This is a genomic window from Shewanella vaxholmensis (genome assembly GCF_031932135.1).
Taxonomy (GTDB): Bacteria; Pseudomonadota; Gammaproteobacteria; order Enterobacterales; family Shewanellaceae; genus Shewanella; species Shewanella hafniensis.
The window spans coordinates 91,812-112,020 of the sequence record NZ_JAUOEV010000011.1; the positions used below are offsets into that span (position 1 = coordinate 91,812).

At 47.1% G+C, this 20,209-nt stretch carries 22 protein-coding genes; 17 read left to right on the plus strand and 5 right to left on the minus strand.

The features are described from left to right. Nucleotides 1-44: 44 nt before the first annotated feature. On the minus strand, nucleotides 45-716 hold the full coding sequence (locus Q4Q46_RS11425) for a hypothetical protein (protein WP_261272592.1): 672 nt from the start codon (nucleotides 714-716) through the stop codon (nucleotides 45-47). A 94-nt stretch (nucleotides 717-810) separates the two neighbouring features. Here Q4Q46_RS11425 and Q4Q46_RS11430 point away from each other — a divergent pair, with 94 nt between their 5' ends. The 3 genes from Q4Q46_RS11430 to lolE all read left to right on the plus strand — a co-directional run bounded on the left by Q4Q46_RS11430 (nucleotide 811) and on the right by lolE (nucleotide 4,154). Further along, nucleotides 811-2,043, plus strand: coding sequence for a lipoprotein-releasing ABC transporter permease subunit (locus Q4Q46_RS11430; protein ID WP_311899256.1), 1,233 nt, complete (start codon nucleotides 811-813; stop codon nucleotides 2,041-2,043). 168 nt (nucleotides 2,044-2,211) lie between these two features. Beyond that, complete coding sequence (lolD, locus tag Q4Q46_RS11435) at nucleotides 2,212-2,907, plus strand: lipoprotein-releasing ABC transporter ATP-binding protein LolD (protein WP_311905993.1); 696 nt, start codon at nucleotides 2,212-2,214, stop codon at nucleotides 2,905-2,907. After that, entirely contained in the window at nucleotides 2,904-4,154 is a 1,251-nt protein-coding gene (gene lolE, locus Q4Q46_RS11440) for a lipoprotein-releasing ABC transporter permease subunit LolE (protein WP_311905994.1), read from the plus strand. Before lolD ends, lolE begins: the two co-directional genes overlap by 4 nt. A gap of 266 nt (nucleotides 4,155-4,420) precedes the next feature. Here the strand turns inward: lolE and suhB are convergent, their stop codons facing one another. Beyond that, complete coding sequence (gene suhB, locus Q4Q46_RS11445) at nucleotides 4,421-5,224, minus strand: inositol-1-monophosphatase (RefSeq protein WP_106650666.1); 804 nt, start codon at nucleotides 5,222-5,224, stop codon at nucleotides 4,421-4,423. 153 nt (nucleotides 5,225-5,377) lie between these two features. Between suhB and trmJ the strand changes: the two genes are divergently transcribed. The 14 genes from trmJ to Q4Q46_RS11515 all read left to right on the plus strand — a co-directional run bounded on the left by trmJ (nucleotide 5,378) and on the right by Q4Q46_RS11515 (nucleotide 15,889). Next, complete coding sequence (trmJ, locus tag Q4Q46_RS11450; RefSeq protein WP_311905995.1) at nucleotides 5,378-6,106, plus strand: tRNA (cytosine(32)/uridine(32)-2'-O)-methyltransferase TrmJ; 729 nt, start codon at nucleotides 5,378-5,380, stop codon at nucleotides 6,104-6,106. 54 nt (nucleotides 6,107-6,160) lie between these two features. After that, the gene (gene cysE, locus Q4Q46_RS11455) at nucleotides 6,161-6,982 is read left to right on the plus strand and encodes a serine O-acetyltransferase (RefSeq protein WP_107404634.1); all 822 of its coding nucleotides are present in this window, start codon (nucleotides 6,161-6,163) and stop codon (nucleotides 6,980-6,982) included. Nucleotides 6,983-7,360: 378 nt separating this feature from the next. Further along, a complete protein-coding gene (iscR, locus tag Q4Q46_RS11460) occupies nucleotides 7,361-7,822 on the plus strand; it encodes a Fe-S cluster assembly transcriptional regulator IscR (RefSeq protein ID WP_006081858.1) in 462 nt (153 codons plus the stop codon). 79 nt (nucleotides 7,823-7,901) lie between these two features. Further along, on the plus strand, nucleotides 7,902-9,116 hold the full coding sequence (locus tag Q4Q46_RS11465) for an IscS subfamily cysteine desulfurase (protein ID WP_311905996.1): 1,215 nt from the start codon (nucleotides 7,902-7,904) through the stop codon (nucleotides 9,114-9,116). 37 nt (nucleotides 9,117-9,153) lie between these two features. Next, a complete protein-coding gene (iscU, locus tag Q4Q46_RS11470; RefSeq protein ID WP_011072277.1) occupies nucleotides 9,154-9,537 on the plus strand; it encodes a Fe-S cluster assembly scaffold IscU in 384 nt (127 codons plus the stop codon). A gap of 14 nt (nucleotides 9,538-9,551) precedes the next feature. Further along, a complete protein-coding gene (iscA, locus tag Q4Q46_RS11475) occupies nucleotides 9,552-9,875 on the plus strand; it encodes an iron-sulfur cluster assembly protein IscA (protein ID WP_107947761.1) in 324 nt (107 codons plus the stop codon). A 16-nt stretch (nucleotides 9,876-9,891) separates the two neighbouring features. Further along, complete coding sequence (gene hscB, locus Q4Q46_RS11480) at nucleotides 9,892-10,416, plus strand: co-chaperone HscB (RefSeq protein WP_012089341.1); 525 nt, start codon at nucleotides 9,892-9,894, stop codon at nucleotides 10,414-10,416. A gap of 67 nt (nucleotides 10,417-10,483) precedes the next feature. Beyond that, complete coding sequence (hscA, locus tag Q4Q46_RS11485; RefSeq protein WP_311905997.1) at nucleotides 10,484-12,346, plus strand: Fe-S protein assembly chaperone HscA; 1,863 nt, start codon at nucleotides 10,484-10,486, stop codon at nucleotides 12,344-12,346. Nucleotides 12,347-12,354: 8 nt separating this feature from the next. Beyond that, complete coding sequence (gene fdx, locus Q4Q46_RS11490; RefSeq protein WP_006081852.1) at nucleotides 12,355-12,693, plus strand: ISC system 2Fe-2S type ferredoxin; 339 nt, start codon at nucleotides 12,355-12,357, stop codon at nucleotides 12,691-12,693. 158 nt (nucleotides 12,694-12,851) lie between these two features. Beyond that, a complete protein-coding gene (rimK, locus tag Q4Q46_RS11495) occupies nucleotides 12,852-13,757 on the plus strand; it encodes a 30S ribosomal protein S6--L-glutamate ligase (protein ID WP_006081851.1) in 906 nt (301 codons plus the stop codon). A gap of 113 nt (nucleotides 13,758-13,870) precedes the next feature. After that, the gene (iscX, locus tag Q4Q46_RS11500; RefSeq protein WP_006081850.1) at nucleotides 13,871-14,068 is read left to right on the plus strand and encodes a Fe-S cluster assembly protein IscX; all 198 of its coding nucleotides are present in this window, start codon (nucleotides 13,871-13,873) and stop codon (nucleotides 14,066-14,068) included. A gap of 217 nt (nucleotides 14,069-14,285) precedes the next feature. Further along, nucleotides 14,286-14,453, plus strand: coding sequence for a hypothetical protein (locus Q4Q46_RS11505; RefSeq protein ID WP_006081849.1), 168 nt, complete (start codon nucleotides 14,286-14,288; stop codon nucleotides 14,451-14,453). A gap of 198 nt (nucleotides 14,454-14,651) precedes the next feature. Then, nucleotides 14,652-15,083 carry a nucleoside-diphosphate kinase gene (gene ndk / locus Q4Q46_RS11510; protein ID WP_006081848.1) on the plus strand — a complete coding sequence of 144 codons (432 nt, stop codon included), beginning with the start codon at nucleotides 14,652-14,654 and terminating at the stop codon, nucleotides 15,081-15,083. Nucleotides 15,084-15,445: 362 nt separating this feature from the next. Beyond that, nucleotides 15,446-15,889 carry an Hsp20 family protein gene (locus Q4Q46_RS11515; RefSeq protein WP_006081847.1) on the plus strand — a complete coding sequence of 148 codons (444 nt, stop codon included), beginning with the start codon at nucleotides 15,446-15,448 and terminating at the stop codon, nucleotides 15,887-15,889. Nucleotides 15,890-15,990: 101 nt separating this feature from the next. Here the strand turns inward: Q4Q46_RS11515 and ilvN are convergent, their stop codons facing one another. From ilvN to Q4Q46_RS11530, 3 genes are all read right to left on the minus strand, one after another. Next, nucleotides 15,991-16,485 (minus strand): acetolactate synthase small subunit, encoded by a 495-nt coding sequence (gene ilvN, locus Q4Q46_RS11520; protein ID WP_006081846.1) that lies wholly within the window; start codon nucleotides 16,483-16,485, stop codon nucleotides 15,991-15,993. Further along, on the minus strand, nucleotides 16,485-18,203 hold the full coding sequence (locus tag Q4Q46_RS11525) for an acetolactate synthase 3 large subunit (protein WP_311905998.1): 1,719 nt from the start codon (nucleotides 18,201-18,203) through the stop codon (nucleotides 16,485-16,487). The genes ilvN and Q4Q46_RS11525 overlap by 1 nt, the downstream gene beginning before the upstream one ends. A gap of 519 nt (nucleotides 18,204-18,722) precedes the next feature. After that, nucleotides 18,723-19,946 (minus strand): multidrug effflux MFS transporter, encoded by a 1,224-nt coding sequence (locus Q4Q46_RS11530; RefSeq protein ID WP_311905999.1) that lies wholly within the window; start codon nucleotides 19,944-19,946, stop codon nucleotides 18,723-18,725. Nucleotides 19,947-20,209 lie beyond the last annotated feature (263 nt).

The window sequence follows — 20,209 nt, forward strand, 5'->3', positions numbered from 1 at the left end:
ATTGTAGAGACTTGATGGCGCAGGTGCCAGTGAAAAGTCTGCGGCTATTGACGCTCGTCTCTGGCGAGTTTACGTAACTTGAGTTGTTTCTGCTGCACATTGAGGCTGGCTTTGACTAATTGCTCCACGTCAGCTTCGAGAATTTGACTGAATTCAAAGTCGGTTTGCCACTGCGTGGCAGGAGAGTGAAGTTCCGCCTGAGTATGTTGTTCGGCATTTTGTGTGTCGCCGCTATTTGTATCGCTATCGGCGCTGCACTCGGTGGATAGCTTTTTTTGCGCGGTAGAGGCGGTCACTTTGCCAAAACAAAGAATGGCGACTAACTCGTCGTGAATAAACAGGGTGATTTTATAGTTTGAGCCGATGTCCAAGGCTGTGGGTGTGAGTAGTCTTAGGCCGCTGCCACCAAACTGATTGCCAATGCATTTTTCGCCTTCTTGGGTTTCTTTCTCTAATACATGCTGCAGCACTAAATCCACTTTGCGGGATTGCAGCTTTAAAAAGTCCACCACCACTTTAGCGTCGTTGTCTAAATGGCGCAGTTGCAGCAAGCAATTGGCTTCGAGCGTTTTCACTTCGCTGAGTAGCTGAATACCCAATGATTGCATTGATCTTAATGCCATTTCAGAGGGTAATGGCTCGGAACTCGGCCACAGACTTAAGTAGGCGGTAAAAGGGTGAGGCACACTAAAATACGGATTGGTGTCAGTGAACAAGGCTTGCCTCTTTATTTATAGGACCAATACCCCTATTATCGTGCCCATCTTCATGATTTAGCAAGTTCAGCACACAGGACGCAACCCTCTTTCAATGAATCCAGGATTTCCTTTCTATATTGGTTACCGTTATTGGCGGGCCAGAAAAGCGAACGCGTTCGCGTCGTTCATTACTCTATTTGCCGTTTCGGGCATTTTTTTAGGCGTTGCCGCGCTCATTGTCGTGAGCTCTGTGATGAATGGTCTCGAAGGCCAACTCAAGCAACGTATCTTAGGCGCAGTACCGCAATTAACCCTTTATAGTGAAGCGCCTTTAGTCGATTGGACTGAGCAGGCGAGTGCGCTTAAAGCCTTACCTGGCGTATTAGGCGTGACGCCGAGCGTGTCGACGCAGGCCATGGTGCAATCGGCGGCGAGTATTCGTGCTGTACAGGTTTATGGCGTGTTCCCCGAGTTAGCGGAAAAGTTATCTTCGGTTGCCCAGCACACTTATTCAGGTGCATTTGAGCAGCTGACGAGCGGCGACTACAAGGTGATTTTAGGCTCTGAGCTGGCAAGGCAACTTAAAGTCGCCCCTGGTGATACGGTGCGATTACTGAGTGGCGATGGCGTGGTGTATTCGCCCTTAGGTCCAGTGCCGAGTCAACGTAAGTTTTTGGTCTCAGGCATTTTTGAAATGGGCTCTCAGGTCGATGCGGGCGTGGCGTATATCCATTATCAAGATGCGAAACGGCTGATGCGTCAACCCAGTGAGGCTATTGATCAGCTTAGACTCTATTTAGCCGATCCCTTTAGCGCACCGGCTTTAGCGCCTAAAGTGCAGGATATATTAGCTAAACAAGGCATTAAGGCGACAACCAGCGATTGGCGTGATACCTATGGCCACTTGTTCGGCGCGGTCAAAATGGAAAAGAACATGATGTCGCTAATGTTGAGTCTGATTGTGGCCGTGGCCGCATTCAATATCGTCTCGGCGCTGGTGATGATGGTGGTCGATAAAACCACAGATGTGGCGGTGCTCAAAACTCAAGGCGTGACCACATCCGCCGTGATGGGCATTTTTGTGGTGCAAGGGTCGCTTAATGCAGTGCTCGGTTTAGTGCTGGGGCTGGCGGTTGGGATACTCATCACCTTGAATCTGAATGGCATTATGACCACTTTAGGGATTTCTATTCTAGGCGTAGGGCAACGTTTGCCGGTGAAACTGGAATTGATGCAGTTGTCTGTGATCGTGATTGGTACGCTACTGGTGACCCTGCTGGCGACCTTATATCCCGCACTGCGCGCCGCCAATGTGCAACCCGCGACTGCGCTCAGGTACGAGTAAAGAGATACGAGTAACTGGATACGAATACAGAAATACGAGTAAATACGCCAATAGCTGCACACCGTCGCCACTGTTGAATTGAGCGACGGTTTAGCAAGATGCGAATAATTAAATGCATTGATTTGATGACATAAATCGATGCCAAAGCCTGTTTAAGAGAGAACTTCAATGCAAGACGTGTTACTGCAAGTGCAGAGTGTCAGTAAGAGTTACCATGATGGCGCCGTGACCACGCAAGTGTTGTCTAATGTTGATCTGCACGTGTTTAAGGGCGAGCAGTTGGCGATTGTCGGCAGTTCAGGCTCAGGTAAGAGTACCTTGCTGCACATCATGGGCACGTTGGATGAACCAACCGCAGGTAAAGTCTTGCTGTTAGGCGAAGATTTATATCAAGTGTCCAGTGCGCGCCAAGCGCAGATCCGTAACCAAGACTTAGGTTTTATCTATCAATTCCATCATTTATTGCCAGAATTTACCGCGCTAGAAAACGTCGCTATGCCGGCGTTTATTCAAGGTAAAGATCGTAAACTGGCGCTCGCCGATGCTAAAGCCTTATTGGAGCGCGTTGGGTTAGGGCATCGCATGACGCACATTCCCGCCGAGCTATCGGGCGGCGAACGTCAACGTGTTGCTATCGCAAGAGCCTTGATTAATAAACCTAAGTTAGTGCTGGCCGACGAGCCTACGGGTAACTTAGATGCCAACAGCGGCGATGCCGTTTATGAGTTGATCCGCGAGTTGGCCGATCAGTTAGGCACGGCGTTTGTGGTGGTGACCCATGATCATAAATTGGCCGCCCGTATGGACCGTCAACTGATGATGAAGAACGGCTTCCTGCAATTAGCGGCGGAAACCCAAGTATGAAAGGACCGTTAGCCTTATCCATTGGTTGGCGTTTTTATCGCGCCCGCCAATCCAACAGCTTTATTAGTTTTATTTCCTTCGCATCGACAGCGGGCATCGCCTTAGGCGTGGCGGTATTGATCATAGTCCTGTCGGCGATGAACGGTTTTGAGCGCGAGTTAGAACATAGATTACTTGGTGTTGTGCCGCAGGCGGACATAGTCGGTGTGAGCGAACCTATCGCGAACTGGCAGAGTGTTGCCGAGGGCGCGCTGTTAATTGAAGGTATTCGCGGCGCGGCGCCTTTTATCCGCATGCAAGGTTTAGTGCAAAAGCCCGGCGGTTTTCAAGGCTTAGCTGTCGTGGGGATCGATCCAAAAGAAGAAATCAAGGTCTCGACACTGGCGCAATTTATGAGTGATGCCAGCTGGCAGAGTCTCGGCCAAGATGAAAATCACATCGTCCTTGGGCAAAGCTTGCTCACTAAGTTAGGGCTTGAGATTGGCGATACGCTGGCCTTATATGTACAGGATATGGATCCAGAAGCGGCGGGCAGTTTACGCGCGGCGAAGAGCCATCGTTTTGTGGTGTCTGGCGCCTATAATCTTGGCGGCGAGCTTGAGCTGACTACGGCTTATATTCCTATGCAGTACGCGGCGCAGATTTTGAACATGAAGAGCGGCGTGACTGGCGTGCGTATTAGCGTCGATAAAGTGTTTGATGCCCCCGTGAAAGTGCGCGAACTCGGTTATACGCAAAAGCAGTCGGTGTATATCAGTGACTGGACCCGTACCCAAGGGCATTTATATCAAGATATTCAGTTGGTTCGCACAGTCATGTACTTAGTGCTAGTGCTAGTGATTGGTGTGGCTTGCTTTAACATCGTTTCCACCTTAGTGATGGCGGTGCGGGATAAAGCCTCAGAAATTGCGATTTTGATGACCATGGGCCTGAGCCGTTTGGCTGTGATGGGGATTTTCATGGTGCAGGGCGCCTTGAATGGTCTGCTTGGCTGTGGTCTTGGTGGCATTATCGGCGTGAGCGTGGCACTGAATTTAAGTGCGATTGCCAGCTCAGTTGAGCAGTTGCTCGGTATTCAACTGCTGTCAGCCGATGTGTACTTTGTCGACTTTTTACCGTCTGAGTTACATGGCTCAGATGCGGCGCTGGTGATTGTGATGGCATTTGTCATGAGCTTAATCGCCACGCTTTATCCTGCTTGGAAAGCCAGCCAGATTGCGCCAGCACAAGCTTTGGCAGGTAGATAATCTATTGAGTGGTTGTACGTCCTGTGAGCTGGTTATCGTTGAAAATCAGTGCACGCTTGCAGGAGTATCTTCTTAAAGTTTTAGGAATGAAAGCCCCATAAACAAAAAGGCCAGTGAGCGCTCTTAGAAGAGACTGCCACTGGCCTTTTTTATGTCTAACGTTTTGTATCTATGCGTTTTGTATCTAGCGTTTTGAAAGCGAAGCGTTAGTCGAGATTAATACTTCGAGCACTTGACACTAACGCTTCGAAACTAATCGCTTAATATTAACGCTTTAAACCTTCGTTCAATAATGGACGCATGATTTTAACTAACTCTGTGGTCACTTTAGGTGAGCCTGCAACTATGTTACCAGAAATCAAATAGTTATGGTTGCCAGTGAAATCGGTAACTGTACCGCCCGCTTCGCGGCAGATAAGATCGCCAGCAGCGATATCCCATGGCTTTAAGCCGATTTCGAAGAAACCGTCTAAACGACCCGCAGCAACATAGGCTAAATCTAATGCGGCAGAACCTGCGCGACGTAGGTCAGCACATTGGCCGAACACTTCGCCGAAAATAGCCATATAAGTTTCAGTATGTTGACGGGCCTTGAATGGGAAGCCTGTACCAATCATTGTTGGGGCTAATTCATTCACGTTAGTCACACGCAGACGGAAATCATTGAGTTTTGCGCCTTTACCGCGGACGGCGGTAAAGAGTTCTTCACGGACAGGATCGTAAACAACTGCAACTTCAGTTTTACCTTTATGTTGCAGAGCGATAGAAATCGCGAAGTGGGGAATGCCTCTAACAAAGTTGTTAGTGCCATCCAGAGGGTCAACTATCCAAACGTAGTCGCTATTCTCACCGCGGTTTTCGCCTTTCTCTTCACCCACGATAGTGTGATCAGGGTAAGATTTACGAATTTGGTAAGTAATAGTCGCTTCTGCTTCCTTGTCTACACTGGTAACAAAATCGTTGATACCTTTTGAACTGACTTCAATACGGTCAAGTTCGGTATAGGCGCGCATAATATTTTGGCCGGCCGCGCGGGCAGCGCGTACAGCAATCGTCAGCATCGGATGCATTGCAATCCCCTGGATGTTAAAGAACGTTAAAATAGCGGGCGGCATTATACCCGATTTGATAGTTATATCAAATACCGATTTTCATATAAGCATTCGGCAATGGCTGTGATAATATTCGTCCCCAACGTTTTATGAATTAAATTAAGTTGTTTCATGCTAAGTAATATTCGAGTGGTTTTAGTGGGGACTTCGCACCCCGGCAATATTGGTTCCACTGCCAGAGCGATGAAGACTATGGGTCTGTCAAATCTGTACCTTGCAGAACCGCGTGTTGAACCCGATGGGCATTCCATTGCATTAGCCGCGGGTGCATCGGATATTCTGAAACATCTTGTGAAAGTGGATTCACTCGCTGAAGCGATTGCCGATTGCAGCCTCGTGATTGCAACCAGCGCGCGCAGTCGCACCTTAGATTGGCCGATGTTAGAGCCAAGAGAAGCTGGGGTGAGATTAGCGACCGAGGCACTTAAAGGCCCCGTTGCAATCGTGTTTGGCCGTGAGAACCACGGGTTGAGCAATGAAGAGTTGCAACAATGCACTTATCATGTGGCGATTCCTGCAAATCCTGAATACAGCTCGCTCAATCTTGCGCAAGCCGTACAAATCATTTGTTATGAAACCCGTGTTGCCCACCTCGCACAAAAAGAAGTGGCCGAAGAAGAGCTGACTGAGTATCCCTTGGCCGCCGATCAGGAACGTTTCTTTGCACACCTTGAAACGACGCTGCTATCAACCGGATTTATCATTAAGAATCATCCCGGACAAGTGATGATGAAACTGCGCCGCTTGTTTAGTCGTGCGCGGATTGAGAGTCAGGAGATGAATATCCTCAGGGGAATCTTGACCTCTATTGATAAAGTCACTGGTTCTAAAGATAAATAGCCAAATCCTCATCATCAATAATTACCGTACAGAATGACCGTAAAGGGATAAACAATGGGCGTGATAGCTAGGCTAAAAGAAGACATTGAATCTATATATCACCGTGATCCTGCGGCGCGCAGCGCGTTTGAGATCTTGGTTAACTATCCGGGCATGCATGCCATTTGGTTGCATCGGATAAGCCATAAGCTATGGAAGCGCGATTGGCGCTTAACGGCACGTTGTTTATCGACTTTTTCCCGTTGGTTGACGGGTGTAGAAATCCATCCCGGCGCCACCATAGGTCATCGATTTTTTATCGACCATGGCATGGGGGTGGTGATTGGTGAAACGGCTGAGATTGGTGATGATTGCACTCTTTATCATGGTGTAACGCTTGGCGGAACCACATGGCAGGCGGGTAAACGTCACCCGACGTTAGCCAATAACGTGGTGGTGGGCGCGGGGGCAAAAATCCTCGGTCCTATTACCATGCACGACGGTGCGCGTGTGGGGTCAAACTCGGTTGTGGTGAAAGATGTGCCAAAAGATACCACAGTAGTCGGTATTCCTGGGCGCGTGGTGGCATCACCGTCACCGCAATCGAAAGAGAAAACTGAACGCCGTAGCGCGATGGCGAAAAAATACGGTTTTGATGCATACGCAGTATCACCGGATAATCCCGATCCTGTTGCCAATGCAATAGGGCAGATGCTCGATCACATGCATCTGATGGACTCGAAAGTTCAAGAGTTGTGTCAAGCCATTCAAGGGTTGGGTGGTAATGTCTGCACCGAAAAACTGCCAGAGCTGGATATGGGCGAGTTTAATGATGCAGAAAAAGCGGCAGCGGAAAAACGCCATAGTGCATTAGATGAGTTTGATCCGAGTATCTAAGTTTCAAGAAATGGTTCAACGAAATCATTTAACTTAGTGGCCTTACTTGCGTAAGGGCTGACCCTCGCAAGGGTCTCGTTTAGCGTTTTACTTTAGCTCATCCTGTTGTAAAGACGCATATTGCGATCAAACCTGAGTTTGATCGCGTCCCAGTGCAGCGATGACTTTTATTGTGGGTTTATATCGTGCTAGATGTCGATTAATTGGTGCTCTAGCATTGAATCTTAAGCTAGAAAAAGGTTAAATACCCCACCAAGATGAAAGGGTATTGGTTATTTGCACACTCATATACTTGAGTGTTTTAGTAGGTTTTAATACTTGACTGAATTACTCGGGTATGTTGAAATAATGCATACCTGTTCGGGAGCTATGGTAGTTATGAAACTTACATCAAAAGGTCGTTATGCAGTAACCGCTATGCTAGATGTGGCAATCCACTCAGCATCGGGACCAGTTCCCTTAGCGGACATCTCTGAAAGACAAGGGATTTCGCTTTCCTATCTGGAACAACTCTTCGCTAAGCTAAGAAAACACGGCTTAGTTGCCAGTGTACGTGGACCGGGCGGTGGTTATCGCTTAGGCCTAGAAGCCAATGATATTTCAGTCGGCATGGTTGTCCATGCTGTAGACGAGTCTGTCGATGCGACTCGTTGCCAAGGACTTGGCAATTGTCAGAGTGGAACTCGCTGCTTAACCCATTCACTTTGGGGCGATTTAAGCAAACAAATTTCAGATTTTTTAGATGGTATCAGTCTTGCTGGCTTGATGCAGAAACGAGATGTGCAATTTATCTCGCTTAAGCAAGACACTATGCAAAAGGAACAAAGAGTCAGTTTATAACGGCCTTTGTTATATATAAAAATAATTTTTGTACGTTGTATGTAGCCTCTACCAGAGACTGCTCAGTACGGAGTGTGTTATGAAGCTTCCTATCTATTTAGATTACGCCGCCACCACGCCTGTTGATCCAAGAGTCGCGGAAAAGATGTTCCAATGTATGACAATGGACGGCATCTTTGGTAATCCGGCATCACGTTCACACCGCTACGGCTGGCAAGCTGAAGAAGCGGTGGATATTGCTCGCAATCAAATTGCTGAGTTAATTAACGCCGATCACCGTGAAATTGTGTTTACTTCTGGTGCAACTGAATCAAACAATCTTGCTATCAAAGGTGTTGCTCATTTCTATCATAAGAAAGGCAAGCACATCATCACCAGTAAGACTGAACATAAAGCGGTTCTCGATACTTGTCGCCAATTAGAGCGCGAAGGTTTCGAAGTGACTTATTTAGAGCCTGCGGCAAACGGCATCATTCCGATGGAACGTTTAGAAGCGGCAATGCGTGACGACACTATCCTTGTCAGCATCATGCACGTTAACAACGAAATCGGTGTGATCCATGATATCGATGCAATCGGTGAGCTATGTCGTTCAAAAGGCATTATTTTCCACATGGATGCAGCGCAAAGTGCGGGCAAAGTGCCTATCGATGTGCAAGCCACTAAAGTGGATTTGGTTTCGATTTCGGGCCATAAAATGTATGGACCTAAAGGTATCGGTGCCCTGTATGTTCGCCGTAAGCCACGCATTCGCTTAGAAGCGCAAATGCACGGTGGTGGTCATGAGCGCGGTATGCGCAGCGGTACGTTACCGACGCACCAAATCGTAGGTTTAGGTGAAGCGGCTGCAATCGCAAAAGCGGAAATGGCCTCTGATGACGTCCGTATCGGTGCATTACGTGACAAATTATGGAATGGCATCAAGCACATTGAAGAAACCTATATCAATGGTGATGCGATTGACCGTGTTAGCGGTAGCCTCAACGTCAGCTTCAACTATGTTGAAGGCGAGTCGTTAATGATGGCACTGAAAGATTTAGCGGTTTCATCGGGTTCGGCTTGTACTTCAGCCAGCCTAGAGCCTAGCTACGTATTACGTGCACTGGGTTTAAACGATGAAATGGCCCATAGCTCAATTCGTTTCTCTATCGGTCGTTTCACCACCGAAGAAGAAATCGATCACGCTATCGAAGTAATTACTCAATCTATTGATAAATTAAGAGAAATGTCTCCTTTGTGGGAAATGTTTAAAGATGGGATCGACCTGAACCAAGTTCAATGGGCACATCATTAATTCTGACCTTTACAATAGATAATTTTGGAGCAGTACCATGGCTTACAGTGAAAAAGTGATAGATCATTATGAGAACCCACGTAACGTTGGTTCTTTTGATAAAAACGATCCTTCGGTCGTGACCGGCATGGTAGGCGCGCCTGCTTGCGGTGACGTGATGAAACTTCAGTTGAAAATTGGTGCTGATGGCATCATTGAAGACGCTAAGTTTAAAACCTATGGTTGTGGTAGCGCGATTGCATCTAGCTCACTGGTAACTGAGTGGGTTAAAGGCAAAACTATCGAACAAGCTGCGGCGATTAAGAACACAGATATCGCTGAAGAATTGGCATTGCCACCGGTGAAAATCCACTGTTCAATTTTGGCTGAAGATGCCATTAAAGCTGCTATCGACGAGTACAAATCGAAACAAGCTAAGTAACATCTGGAGTTAAGATGGCGATTACAATGACCCCAGCGGCAGCCGATCGTGTCAGATCTTTCTTAGTCAACCGAGGCAAAGGTGTGGGCCTGCGTCTCGGCTTAAGAACATCAGGCTGTTCTGGTATGGCTTATGTACTTGAGTTCGTTGATTCTTTAAATGATGACGATGAAGTGTTTGATATCGATGATGTGAAAATTATCATCGATGCTAAGAGCCTCATCTATCTTCAAGGGATCGAGCTGGATTTTGTTAAAGAAGGGCTGAATGAAGGCTTCCAATTTAATAATCCTAACGCAAAAGGTGAGTGTGGTTGCGGTGAGAGTTTCACTGTTTAACCGCTAAAGTTGACGCATGAATTATTTCGAGCTGTTTAAATTTTCCCCTGCCTTCGATATTGATACCGCCTTACTTGCAGAACGCTATCGCGAACTGCAACGGGCGGTTCATCCCGATAAATTTGCCAATGATACTGAGCAGCAGAAATTGTTGTCGGTGCAGCGCACGGCGCAAGTCAATGATGGTTTTCAAACCTTAAAAGATCCCATTCGCCGCGCTGAGCATATGTTGTCGCTGCGTGGCATTGAATTAAGCCATGAAACCACCACAGTGAAAGATACTGGCTTCTTGATGCAGCAAATGGAATGGCGCGAGGCGTTGGAAGACATACGCGATAGTGCCGATCCTCAAGCGAGTATTGACGAGCTATATCAATCTTTTGCGCAGTACCGCGCGCAACTCACTCAGCAATTGACTCAACTGTTAACCAGTGAGCAGGCTGAAGATGCATTGTTAGCGGCGGATCAAGTTCGCAAACTCAAATTTATGGCAAAATTACACGACGAGTTGACCAGAGTCGAAGACGCTCTGTTAGATTGATTTTCCGTGTTTATGTTACTTTGCTGACTCAAGCACGCTTGGGTTGGCATTACTAAGTTGGATATATATGGCCCTTTTGCAGATAGCTGAGCCCGGTCAAAGTGCCGCGCCGCACCAACATAGACTTGCCGTTGGCATAGATTTAGGTACGACCAATTCTTTGGTGGCGGCTGTTCGAAGTGGCGAGACGGCAACCCTGCCGGACGAACTTGGACAGCATTCATTACCTTCTATCGTGCGTTATACCCAAGATTCAGTCGAAGTAGGCGCCCTTGCGGCGTTGAGTTCGGCGCAGGATCCGCAAAACACGATCGTTTCGGTTAAGCGTTTTATGGGCCGCAGTCTGGCTGATATCAAAGCCGGTGAGCAATCATTCCCCTACGAGTTTGCTGAAAGCGAAAACGGTTTACCTTTATTTGTGACGCCCCAAGGCCAAGTGAATCCCGTGCAAGTGTCTGCGGAGATTTTACGTCCGCTGATCGCCCGTGCTGAAAAAACCTTAGGCGGCGAACTGCAAGGTGTGGTGATAACCGTACCTGCGTATTTCGACGATGCCCAGCGCCAAGGCACGAAAGATGCCGCAGCTTTGCTGGGTGTTAAAGTGCTACGTTTGTTGAATGAACCGACGGCTGCTGCGATTGCCTATGGCTTAGACTCTAAGCAAGAGGGTGTGATTGCCATCTATGACTTAGGCGGCGGCACCTTCGATATTTCTATTTTGCGCTTGAATCGCGGTGTATTCGAGGTGCTTGCTACGGGTGGTGATTCAGCGCTTGGCGGTGATGATTTTGACCATTTATTGCAAGCACATATGCAACAAGTGTGGCAGCTTAGTGACATCGACTCACAATTAAGCCGTCAGTTGCTGATTGAATCGCGTCGAGTCAAAGAAGCCTTAACGGATGCTGTAGAAACTGAAGCAAAAGTGATCCTTGCCGATGGGACTGAACTGACGCAAATCGTTACTAAAGCTGAATTTGATGCCATGATTGCGGCGTTGGTTAAGAAGACCATTGCCAGCTGTCGCCGTACCCTGCGTGATGCGGGCGTGACAACGGATGAAGTGCTTGAAACTGTGATGGTTGGCGGTTCAACGCGCGTGCCATTAGTGCGTGAACAGGTCGAAGCTTTCTTCGGCAAACCACCGCTGACATCTATCGATCCCGATCGTGTTGTTGCCATTGGTGCGGCTATTCAAGCCGACATTTTAGTGGGTAATAAACCTGAATCGGATTTGTTATTGCTTGATGTGATCCCTTTGTCATTAGGCATAGAGACCATGGGCGGCTTAGTGGAAAAAGTGGTATCGCGTAATACCACGATTCCGGTTGCGCGAGCACAGGAATTTACCACCTTTAAAGACGGTCAAACGGCCATGGCATTCCATGTGGTGCAGGGCGAGCGTGAGCTGGTTGACGATTGTCGCTCACTGGCGCGTTTTACTTTAAAAGGTATTCCGCCGTTAGCCGCTGGCGCTGCGCACATTCGGGTGACATTCCAAGTGGATGCCGATGGTTTACTTAGCGTGACCGCTATGGAGAAATCCACCGGCGTGCAGTCAAGTATTCAAGTTAAGCCATCATTTGGTTTATCGGATACTGAAATTGCCACTATGCTGAAAGATTCGATGAAGTATGCCAAAGACGATATCACTCGTCGTATGCTGGCCGAACAGCAAGTGGAGGCGGCGAGGGTACTCGAGTCTTTACATGCCGCGTTAGCGAAAGATGGCGACTTGCTGAATGCCGATGAGCGTGGACAAATCGATGCCACTATGGCCAATGTGGCGCAAGTTGCCGCGGGCGATGATGCCGATGCGATTAAGCTCGCGATTGAAAAACTGGATGAGCAAACCCAAGATTTTGCTGCCAGACGTATGGACAATTCTATTCGAGTGGCACTCAAAGGCCAGTCGATCGACAACATATAGGTGATGTAATGCCCCAATTAGTCTTTCTTCCCCATGCCGAGTTGTGCCCAGATGGCGCAGTGCTTGAGGCGAATGTTGGTGAGACCATTCTTGATGTTGCGCTGCGTAATGGCATCAATATCGAGCATGCATGTGAAAAGTCCTGTGCTTGCACGACGTGTCACTGTATCGTGCGTGAAGGCTTTAATGATCTTGAGCCAAGTGATGAGCTGGAAGATGACATGTTAGACAAAGCTTGGGGACTTGAGCCCGAAAGCCGTCTATCTTGTCAGGCGAAAGTGGTCGACACTGACATGGTGATTGAGATCCCTAAATACACGGTTAACATGGTCAGCGAAGGCAATTAATGCTGCCGCGATAATTGTTAAAACCAGTCCACGTGACTGGTTTTTTGCTTTTGGCGTTGAGCATTTGTGCAACTAATCTTGTCTATGCCTCTAGTTGTTTGATTTATCCCTGCGCAGGCGTATTATGCGCTCAAAATTAATGGTTGCCGGAGACCAGAATGAGAATAGCGATCTTATCGCAAGGGCCTGAGCTATATTCAACGAAGCGACTCGTTGAAGCGGCTCAATTACGTGGTCATGAAGTACACGTAATTAATCCCCTTGAATGTTATATGAATATCAACATGCGGCAATCGAGTATCCACATTGGTGGGCGAGAGTTACCCGCATTTGATGCTGTGATCCCCCGCATCGGGGCGTCGATTACCTTTTATGGCTCTGCGGTATTGCGTCAGTTTGAGATGATGGGCGTATATGCTTTAAATGATTCCGTTGGGATCTCGCGCTCACGTGACAAATTGCGTTCTATGCAGTTGATGTCACGCCGCGGCATTGGCTTGCCCATTACTGGATTTGCCAATAAACCGAGTGATATCCCCGACTTGATTGATATGGTGGGTGGCGCGCCTCTGGTGATTAAATTACTCGAAGGCACCCAAGGTATCGGCGTGGTATTAGCCGAGACCCGTAAAGCGGCTGAGAGCGTGATTGAAGCCTTTATGGGCCTTAAAGCCAACATCATGGTGCAGGAATATATTAAAGAAGCCAATGGCGCAGACATTCGCTGTTTCGTGCTCGGCGATAAAGTGATTGCCGCCATGAAGCGTCAAGCTATGCCCGGTGAGTTCCGCTCTAACTTGCACCGTGGTGGCACGGCAAGTTTAGTCAAATTAACCCCAGAGGAACGCTCAGTCGCCATTCGTGCGGCTAAGACCATGGGGCTCAATGTCGCTGGCGTTGACTTGCTACGCTCAAACCACGGTCCTGTGATCATGGAAGTGAACTCTTCGCCCGGTCTTGAAGGAATTGAAGGCGCCACCACGAAAGATGTGGCGGGTGCTATTATTGATTTTGTTGAAAAAAATGCGATTAAAGTGAAAAAGGTGACGCAAGCACAGGGTTAGTGCCCTTGCTGTCGAGTATTGACTACGGAATATCAACACTTGATTCACCTCCTTATGGGTAACGTCTTTTAGCAATAGCTTACCCATTAAAGCGAACCGAATAGGGGAAAACGATGACATTAACATGGATAGATTCGTTAGATATTGCGTTGGAATTACTCGAAGCACACCCAGAGGTGAATCCTACTCAGCTGCATTTCACCCAATTGTATGAGTGGGTGTTAGCCTTGGATGATTTTGCCGATGATCCCAAGCACTGTAATGAAAAAATACTGGAAGCGATTCAGCAGTGTTGGATTGATGAAAAGTAGTGAGCACAGCGGTGATACGGCTTTTTATGTGAGGCATCTTGTCCTTTTGACGTTTAACTAAGGTGATTTACCTCACGCATTTGCAGCGGCGCAGAGAATATTTGGCGAGAGTTTGATCACAGTCAAGTTCATCTTTAGCGGATATCGTACCTTGTTGTATATTGGTTAAGGCATTTAAATGGCTTAACTTTGTTATCGCAACTGCAAGGATGTTCACATGAAACTTTTGCTTGTATTGTTATGTATGCTTGTCCCTTCAATGGCTTGGGCTCATCCAGGGCATGGCGGTGTCGGTTTATTCCACCACTTGTTAGATCTTGCTCCCGCAGTCATTTTAGTCGCTTTGATTGCTTGGGCAGGTATTTGGGCCAAAAATAGAAAATAATCCCATTTTTTAATGAGTTAATGGACCCTGCTAAGGATTTATCCTCCTAGCGGGGCCTTTTGCGTGATCAAGCTGATTACGAATAAAGCGAATGTGCGCAATATCTCAGACTAATTTGCTATAAAGATAGGATTTAGCTTTTAAATTTCGTATAATCCGCGCGAATTTTTTTAAACTTGCTGACAAAGGAAGCTAGTTATGGCGATCGAACGCACATTTTCTATTATCAAACCTGATGCTGTTGCAAAAAACCACATCGGTGCTATCTACAATCGTTTTGAAACTGCTGGTCTTAAGATCGTTGCATCAAAAATGTTACACCTGACTAAAGAACAAGCTGAAGGTTTCTATGCTGAGCATAGCGAGCGCGGCTTCTTCGGTGCTCTGGTTGCATTCATGACTTCTGGTCCTATCATGGTCCAAGTATTAGAAGGCGAAAACGCTGTTTTAGCTCACCGTGAAATTTTAGGTGCAACTAACCCAGCTCAAGCGGCTCCTGGTACTATCCGTGCTGATTTCGCAGAAAGCATTGACGAAAACGCGGCTCACGGCTCTGATGCTGTTGAATCTGCTGCTCGTGAAATTGCTTACTTCTTCAGCGCTGAAGAACTGTGTCCACGCACTCGTTAATTCGATGCTAAGACTGAAAAAGGAGCCCTAGGCTCCTTTTTTATTGGCTGCAATTTAGCGAATACTGCTTGCCGTGCGCAATGAATCTAATGCAGCGATACTAATCACGTCTCGCTTCACCGTTTTAAAGTTGAATTAGCGTTTGTTTTTATTGGTCTTTTAAAGTTCTGCACATTTTTTTAATTTTCTTGCTTGAAATTTTCTCTCCCGTCCTTATATCTATTTCAGGATCGCTCGATGAGGGTCCTAGTGTGAATTCTGTGCCGTAAGGACAGAAGATTTAATTCGGCAGACTCTACAAACGTTTTCATCCTGAAAACAGTCCGCCAATTCTCCATATTGCTTAAGACAAGGATATGAATATGCGTACTTATGATTTAACACCACTTTACCGCAGTGCCATTGGTTTTGACCGTTTAGCGCAATTGGCAGAACATGCCGCTGCCAATAATGGCAACTCAGGTTATCCTCCATATAACATCGAATTACTCGGCGAAAATCGTTATCGCATAACGATGGCTGTAGCCGGATTCTCAATGGATGAACTTGAGATTAGCAGTGAAGGTGAAAAATTACTGGTGAAAGGCAATAAAGCCGAAAGCCAAACCGAGCGTAAATACCTGTATCAAGGCATAGCTGAACGCGGTTTTGAGCGTACTTTCCAGCTGGCAGACTATGTCACTGTGCTCGGTGCAAGTTTAGAAAATGGCTTACTCAATGTTGATTTAGTGCGTGAAATTCCTGAAGCATTGAAACCACGTAAAATTGAAATCACCTCATCGCGCTTGTTAGACAGCCAGTCATAATTGACGCTGTGATAACCGCCTAAAAACCTAAGGGGAGCATTATGCTCCCCTTGATGTTTTTGTGCTTATGCGAAAATATCCGCGAGATTTCCGTCAGAAAACTAGGCTTTCATGGCCTTTTCGCCGCGGGCCAAACCCACCACGCCGGAGCGAGAGACTTCGACCAGTTTGGTGACTTCCCCCAGCGCATGAATAAACGCATCGAGTTTGTCTGACGTGCCCACCATTTGGATGGTGTATAAATTGGCGGTGACATCGACAATCTGACCGCGGAAAATATCCGCCATGCGTTTCACTTCTTCCCTAAATTCGCCTTGGGCGCGGACCTTAACAAGGGCGAGTTCGCGTTCAATATAAGCAGACTCGGTAATATTCGATACTTTTAACACATCGATTAACTTATGTAGCTGCTTCTCTATCTGCTCTAACACCATTTCATCGGCAACGACTGTGATGTTAAGTCGCGACAGGGTGATATCGTCCGTTGGCGCCACCGTTAAACTTTCAATGTTATAACCGCGCTGTGAAAACAAACCGACCACACGAGACAGAGCGCCGGATTGGTTTTCTAATAATACAGATATAATTCGACGCATTAGCATTTCTCCGTCTTAGTCAGCCACATTTCATTCATCGCACCACCGCGGATCAACATGGGGTAAACGTGCTCAGTTTCGTCCACCATGATGTCGATAAAGACCAATCTATCTTTCATCGCCAGCGCTTCAGCCATTTTTGACTCAAGCTCGGCAGGATCGCTTATCGTCATGCCAACATGGCCATAGGCCTCTGCAATTTTGGCAAAATTTGGCACTGAATCCATATAGGAATGTGAGTGACGGCCAGAGTAAATCATGTCCTGCCATTGTTTTACCATGCCAAGGAAACGATTGTTTAAGTTGATGATTTTTACTGGGGTATCATATTGCAGTGCGGTCGAAAGCTCTTGAATGTTCATCTGGATGGAGCCATCACCCGTGACGCACACAACGGTGGCATCCGGCATCGCCATTTTAACGCCCATTGCGGCGGGCAGGCCAAACCCCATAGTCCCTAAGCCACCTGAGTTGATCCAGCGGCGCGGTTTATCGAACGGATAGTACAAGGCGGCAAACATTTGGTGCTGGCCAACATCAGAGGCGACATAGGCATCGCCATTAGTCAGTTTGTACAAGGTTTCAATCACTTGCTGTGGCTTAATGCGGCCGCTGCTTTTGTCATAGGCCAGACAATCGTGGCTGCGCCATTGTTCAATATCATTCCACCAAGTGGCAATGGCATCGCTGTCATTATGTTCGTTAGACTCATCCAACAGTGCCAACATACTGTCTAAAATACTGTCGGCCGAACCCACGATAGGGATATCGACTCGCACGGTTTTAGAGATGGAAGATGGGTCGATATCTATGTGTAAAATGGTCGCGTTCGGGCAGTATTTTTCCACATTATTGGTGGTTCTATCGTCGAAGCGTACACCAATACCGAAGATCAAATCGCAGTTATGCATTGTCATGTTGGCTTCGTAGCGACCGTGCATCCCAAGCATGCCTAAACTGTTTTTGTGGGTGCTTGGAAAAGCGCCAAGCCCCATCAGCGTGCTGACGACGGGAATATTTAATCTCTCAGCCAATTGCAGGATTTGCTTATCACAACCTGAGATAATCGCGCCGCCACCGACATAAAGTACCGGTTTTTTCGCGGCTAACAGGGCTTGAAGACCACGGCGGATCTGACCTTTATGGCCTGATGTCGTTGGATTGTACGAGCGCATTTTGACGCTTTCTGGGTAGCAATATTCGTGCAGCAGAGCTGGGTTTAAACAATCTTTTGGCAGATCGACAACCACAGGACCGGGACGGCCAGTAGAGGCAATGTAAAAAGCCTTTTTAATAATTTCAGGAATTTCAGTTGGATCTTTAACTAAAAAGCTGTGCTTCACCACAGGGCGAGAGATACCGATCATGTCGCATTCTTGGAAGGCATCGTTACCGATAAGATTACTCGGAACTTGGCCTGATAACACCACAAGGGGAATAGAATCCATGTAAGCGGTGGCAATACCGGTAATCGCGTTGGTGGCACCGGGCCCTGAGGTGACTAATACCACGCCCACTTTACCCGTGGCACGGGCATAGCCATCAGCCATGTGTACGGCGGCTTGTTCGTGACGAACGAGTATGTGTTCAATACCAGGGATAAGGTGCAGGGCGTCGTAGATATCTAAAACTGAACCGCCAGGATAACCAAAAACGTGATTTACGCCTTCATCGATCAAAGAACGCACTATCATGCTGGCGCCGGATAACATCTCCATGTGAAACTCCTATTGCATAGTACCGTTACGGTAAACAGTATCTTGTTACAGCGACGGTAATCGCTCTAAAAATTAAGCCTGAAGGGTAATTCAGACTCCGAAATGCTGAACTGACTTCGTCGAAGACAAGTGACTCATCCCTTAGGATGCAGCAACTGTTGCAATGAACAGAATTTCATCATATTCAAAAAAAACAACATTTCAAGCCTTTTATGTAAAAAATAACCAACTTGAAACAATTTCACGTTTGAATTGATTGATAACTTGCTCGAATTGTCAAGTAACCTAGGTCGCCTTATTGGTTTATCCTATATTTTTCAGATTATTAGCTGATTAAATGGTGAAAACGGCACTAAGAGTGCCGTTTTGGTGTGGGACGTTAGATAAGCAGAGACTTAACTATCGCGATTAAATATTACCTATTTGCTACATTCGAGTATGCCAATGCGCTGTTTTCACGCGATCAAACATGTGTTGCCGATGTGGCATTGGTATCCATGGCTCTTTAAAAATTGATCCTTAAACCGTCGGCGGTATTTGATGCTTTGGACGATTGAATTGGCAAATACCGACTAACACAATAGAACCTAACATGAGGGCAGAGAAGGGCACGGCTGTGCCATCGTAAAACACCGCCAATAACGGGCCCGCGAGTGCGCCACAGCCAAATCTTAAGGTGCCAATAACTGCGGTTGCGGTTCCTGTTTCTTGTTTAAACTTCATCAGTACTATCGCATCGGCATTGACTGACATCACCCCTAGGCTACCCATTAAAGGAATAAGCATGATCACGGTAAAGTGATAGCTCATATCCAGCAGGTTTACGGTTAATAAACCGACACCAGCAATCGCCCCGAAAAAGGTCGACACATGCAACATACGTAGCGAACCATAACGGCCCACGATGCGCGTATTAATGATATTGGCCAACATCAAAGCGCCGACGTTAGTGCTAAACAAGATAGCAAAATAGGATTTATCTAAGGCAAAGACTTCCATATAAACGAAGGGCGATGCAGTGAGATAACAGAAAAATGAAAAAGACGTTAACACGCCGCTGGCAATGTTTAGCTTAACGCCAGGGCGGGAAAATACGGTCGCGTAGGCACCAAGAAACGATTTCTGGCTGCGGGTATCCATATCTTTATCGCTGGGCATTTTTAGCGCAAACAGCACCAGTAATAACAGGGTTGCGGCATAGGCGGATTGAATGAAGAAGATTAAATGCCAATCACCGAGTTCGAGGATCACGCTGCCAATGCTAGGTGCGAGTAATGGCGCTAACATCATGATTAAACTCACGTATGACATGCCCTTGGCGGTATTGTCACCATAGACTTCTTTGATGTATCCCGGCACCACCACAGTCGCAGCCGCGCCGATAAAGGCCTGTAAAAAACGTAGTCCAAGAAAGACTTCGACTTGACCCGCAAACCCAATCAGTAAGCTGGTGAACATAAATCCACTCAGTCCCAATATCACCATAGGGCGACGACCAATGCGGTCGGCTAGGGGGCCGAAACATAACATGCCCAGTGCGTAACCCGCTAAGTAGATACTTAGGGACTGTTGCACTGTCGTGACATCGGTATGAAAACTGAGGGCCAATGTTGACATCGCAGGTAAGTACATGTCGATGGCCAATGGCGTGATCGCGACAATCGCCGCAAGCATGGGAATAAGCAGCGCTAAATTCGGTATACGTCTGCCGTTATGGGCAGAAGGTTGTGATTGTGGGTCCACTGTTACCTCGGGTGGCGAAAGAATTGAAAGCGTATTTCACAGGTTTATGCGGTGTGGTTTAAATTGTACTAGAACAATTCACAATTAATCCGCCATTTTGAAGCCAGTTCCTGCGCTACCAGTTTCTACACTAAGAGCGAGAGCATATGATCAAGATCATTGGCGGGGTTTAGGCAAAAGTGAATTGCGGTATTGTCTATTTTCACAGTTCAGACAGCAAGCAATAGCATAGTAAAGTGCTCGGACAAATAAACCAATCTTTG